At 68.0% G+C, this 4701-nt stretch carries 1 protein-coding gene; it reads right to left on the bottom strand.

Features of this window, described 5'->3' with window-relative positions; translation table 11 throughout:
- A partial coding sequence (locus ABZX30_RS37710; RefSeq protein WP_355942847.1) for an amino acid adenylation domain-containing protein occupies nucleotides 1-4686 on the bottom strand: 4686 nt, incomplete at its 3' end.
- Between the last annotated feature and the right edge of the window lie 15 nt (nucleotides 4687-4701).

Genomic DNA, 4701 nt, shown 5'->3' with positions numbered 1-4701 from the left:
CGACAACGTCACCGCCAACGCCGACTGCATCAGCATGAACAGCGTCACGCCCCGCTCCCGCGCCAACTCCAACAGCCGCGCATGCACCCCCGCCGACACGTTCAGCCGTACTCCATGCCCCTCGCGCGAGGGAACAGCAGGACGGGGACGGTCGAATGGAAGAGCCAACTCCTCAGGAGTGCAATCCAGTTCACGTCGCCAGTACTCCACCTGCCGCGAGAGCAGACTCTCCGGGGCATCCTCTGCGCCCAGCAGCTCGCGCTGCCACAACGCATAGTCCGCGTACTGCACGGGCAGCGGCTCCCACTCCGGAGCCCGCCCCGCACACCGCGCCGCATAAGCAACCGAAATGTCGCGTGCCAAGGGGGCGTCCGACCAGCCGTCGCTCGCGATGTGATGCACGACCACGACCAGGACATAGTCGTCGGCGGCCTCCTTGATCAGCCAGGCCCGGATCGGCACCTCGACCGCAAGGTCGAACGCATAGCCGGTTGCCTCCGCAATAATGCCCGCCGACTCGGCTGCACCTTCGGCAGCCGCGAGGTCCACCGTCTGCAGACCCCACGGCAATTCCGAAAGATCCAGGATTCGCTGGTAGGGCTCACCGTCGGCCGCCACGCCGAAGACGGTGCGCAGAACCTCGTGCCGGCCGATCACATCCCTCAGCGCCGCGTTCAGCGCCTCCTGGTCCACCTGCCCGGCGAGCCGGAGCACCGTCGGAATGTTGTACGTCGGGCTCGGCCCTTCCAGCTGACCGATGAACCACAGCCGTCGCTGCGCATACGACAACGGGATCCGCTCAGGACGGGCTCCCGCCGTCAATGCAGTACGCCCCGTGTCCGCCCCCCGCAGACGCGCGGCCACTCCGGCCGGTGTCGGCGCGTCGAACAGTGCGCGCAAGGGCAGCTCGACTCCCAGCACCGAACGCACCCGGCTCACCAGCCGTGTGGCCAGCAGCGAATGACCGCCAAGCTCAAAGAAGTTGTCCTCGGCGCCGACGCTCTCCAGGCCGAGAACCAGGGCGAACACCCCACACAGAATCTCCTCCTGAGGGGTGGATGGTCCGCGACTCGCAGCAGCCGCTGTCGCGTGGATCGGGGCGGGCAATGCCTTGCGGTCCAGCTTGCCGTTCACCGTCAGCGGCAGCGCGTCCAGGACCACCACGGCCGAAGGCACCATGAATTCCGGCAGCTGATTCGAAGCGAAGTTCCGCACCACAGAGAACAGTTGTGCGGTGTCCGCGTTTTCGGCGGGTACCACGTAGGCGACCAGTCGCTTGTCGCCCGGTGTGTCCTCTCTGGCGATCACTGCGGTCTGCGTGACCGCCGGGCAACCAGAAAGCGCGGCAGCCACCTCGGCCGGCTCCACTCGGAAGCCGCGAATCTTCACCTGCTCATCCGCCCGGCCCACGAACACCAGCCGACCGTCGGCGGTCCACCGCGCCTCGTCGCCCGTCCGGTACATCCGATCACCCGGTCCGCCGTACGGGGAGGCCACAAACCGTTCCGAGGTGAGAGCGCTACGACCGGCGTATCCGCGGGCCAATTGGTCGCCGCCGATGTACAACTCGCCTGTCACACCCACCGGAACCGGATTGAGTGAGCCGTCCAGCACGAACACCTTGGTGTTGACAAGCGGAGAGCCCATGGTCACCACCGGCCCGGCGTCCGGCGGGCCGGTCGTGACCATCACTGTCGATTCGGTCGGCCCGTAGGCATGTACGAGGTTCCGACCCTCGCTCCAAAGCGCGGCCTGCTCGCGCGAAATCGGCTCGGCACCCACCACGATCGTGGAGACGTCCGGCAGGTCCGCCGGATCCAGCACTGCCAGCAGGGAGGGCACGACGCTGGCCGACTCGATGCCCTCATCCCGGACCATCCGTACCAGTTCCCGGGTATCGGAGCGCTCGGCCGACGAGGCCACCACGAGCGTACCGCCGGCGGTCAGAGTCGCCGCCACATCGACTACCGAGGCGTCGAAGCTGAACGAGGCGAACTGCAGAATGCGTACCGTCGGACCTGCACGGAGAATCGGCGCCAGCGCCATGGCAAGGTTCGCCATGCCGCCGTGCGTGGCCTGTACGCCCTTGGGGCGCCCGGTGGAGCCCGATGTGTAGATCACGTATGCCAGTTGGTCGGCAGAGACATCGAGTTGGGGCGCCGATGTCGGCGCCGATGCCAGCGCATCCACTGTTTCCGGGGCGTCCAGGTCCAGCCTGCGGAGGCCGGGTGCGAAGAGGCCGCGCGTGAGGTCGCTCAAGCCGACGACGAGACGTGCCCCGCTGTCCTCGAGCATGAACGACAGCCGCTCCACCGGGTATTCAGGGTCCAGCGGCACATAGGCTGCACCGGCCCGCCACACTCCCAGGATGGCCACCACTGTCTCCACGCCACGTGGCAGGCACAGGCCGACCACCGACTCGGCGCCGACGCCCTGTTGCCTCAGGCAATGCGCCAGCCGGTTCGCGCGCGCGTCGAGTTCCGCGTACGACACTTCCGTCCCGTCGCAGGCCACGGCGACCGTGCCCGGCGCGTCCGCCGCCCATTGGGCGATCGTCTGGGGCACGGTCATGTCCGGGGTCGCAGTGGCCACGTCGTTCCACTCCGTTACGACCCGGTACCGCTCGCCGGGGTCGAGTACTTCCACCGCCGCGAGCGGCTTGTCCGGTGTGTCCTCCAAGGCAGCCACGAGGTCTTCCAGGCAGGTCCGGAGCAGTCTGCACATCTGTTCCGCGTCGGCAGGACTCACCGCATCGATGCTCAGGCCGAACCGGGATCCGTGATCGTCGACGGCCACGCTGACGGGATAGTTGGTCGCCTCCCGGGTGAATACAGTGCTGATTCCCTTGAGTCCGGTGCGACGGTCCGGGGCTGCGGTCCGCCCGACGGCCTGGCCGTGTCGGTAGTTGAAGATCGAGGTGAACAGTGGGCTGTCACCCAGCACGCCACTGGCCTGCTGCGCCAGGGCCAACGGAGCGTGTTCGTGTACCAGCAGCTCGGCCAGTTGCAGCCGCAGGTCCGACAGCGCCGCAGCGACAGTGGATGATCCGACGCGTACCCGCACCGGCAGGGTGTTGATGAACGGCCCCTGGATCCGGTCCGCGCCCGCGCCCGCGTTCATCCGGCCGAAGAGCACCGTGCCGAACACCACGTCATCCCGCCCGCTGAGCACCGCCAGCACCCGCGCCCACGCCAGATGGAACACCGTCGCCGCACTCACGCCCAGCGAACGCGCCAACTCCCTGACGCGGCTGGCGACTTCCTCAGTCACCACGAGATGGGATCGCGCCACGCCGCTGCCGTCACCGTGGACGTCAAGAAGTCCGTACGGTGCTGTGGTCTCCTCCACATCGCCGAGGAGCTCGGTGAAGTAACGCTCATGCTCTTCACGCGCGACACCGAGGCGGGCCTGCGCCACGAAGTTGCGGAACGGGAGGGGCTCCCGCAGCTCGTCCTCCCGTCCCGACAGGAAGGCGCTCAGCTCATCGAGCAGTACGTCCTGTGCGGTGTGATCCTGAACCAGATGATGGATACGCAGCAGCGCCAGCCAGCGGCCCGTACCGGGCTCAGCGGCCGTGTGCACATCGATCAGCGGAGATCGGCTCAAGTCCATCCGCGAACCGCCCGCCGCCAGCAACTGAGCGACCGCATCCGGGGTGTCGGGCTCGAGTGTGACCTCGTCCACCGGCAGTGTGGCTCGACGGGTCACCACCTGTACCGGCTCGCGCAACCCCTCCCACACGATCGCCGTGCGGTAGATGTCATGCCGGTCGATCACCCGCTGCAACGCGACCAGGAACGCGTCCAACCGGTCCCGCGACTGAAAGCCCAGCACCCTGGGCACCACATACGCGTCATCGCCTCCGTCCGCCAGCAGGAAGTGGAAGAGGAAGCCTTCCTGTAGGGGAGCGAGCGGATACACGTCTGCCACGTTGGCCGCGCCGCCCGGTACCCGCGAGACGATGTGCTCGATCTCGGCCGCGTTCAGATCCACCAGCGGCAGCATCTCTGGGGTGATCTCCTGCGCGTCCGCAGGAATCAGGTTGTGCGGCACCGCCACAGACTCGGGTGCGCCCGCCACCGCGAGGCCGGCCGGCGTCGGCGCCTGGAACAGTGCCCGCACCGAGACCGCCACGCCTCGAACCCTCAGCCGCTCCACGAGCGACACCGCCAGGAGCGAATGCCCGCCCAGCGCGAAGAAGTCGTCGTCGGCTCCTACTTCAGCCAGCCCGAGGACCTCGGCGAATGCGGAACAGAGGATCTCCTCCTCCGCGGTGGCCAGCGCTCGGCCCGCGCCGGACGCCGCGGCGAGGTCCGGAGCAGGCAGAGCTTTGCGGTCCAGCTTTCCGTTGGGCGTCAGCGGCAGTTCATCGAGAGCGATCAACGCCGCGGGCACCATGTACCCCGGCAGCCGCTGCGCTGCGTGCTCCCGCACCTCACCGAGCAGTACGTCGGGCTCCCCGCCCGAGGAGGCCGGCACGATGTAGGCGATCAGCTGCTTCTCGCCTGTCACGTCATCCCGCACCACCACCGCGGCCTGTGCCACCGCAGAGTGAGCGCTGAGCGCCTCGGCGACCTCACCCGGTTCGATGCGGAAGCCGCGGATTTTCACCTGCTCGTCCGCACGCCCCGCGAACACCAACTGCCCATCCGCCGTCCACCGCGCCATGTCACCGGTGTGGTACATCCGCTCACCGTCGGA

This window comes from Streptomyces sp. NPDC004542, assembly GCF_040610035.1.
Lineage (GTDB): Bacteria > Actinomycetota > Actinomycetes > Streptomycetales > Streptomycetaceae > Streptomyces.
Note: the sequence above shows the minus strand (reverse complement) of the source record. Positions and strands in the feature narration are given on the sequence as shown.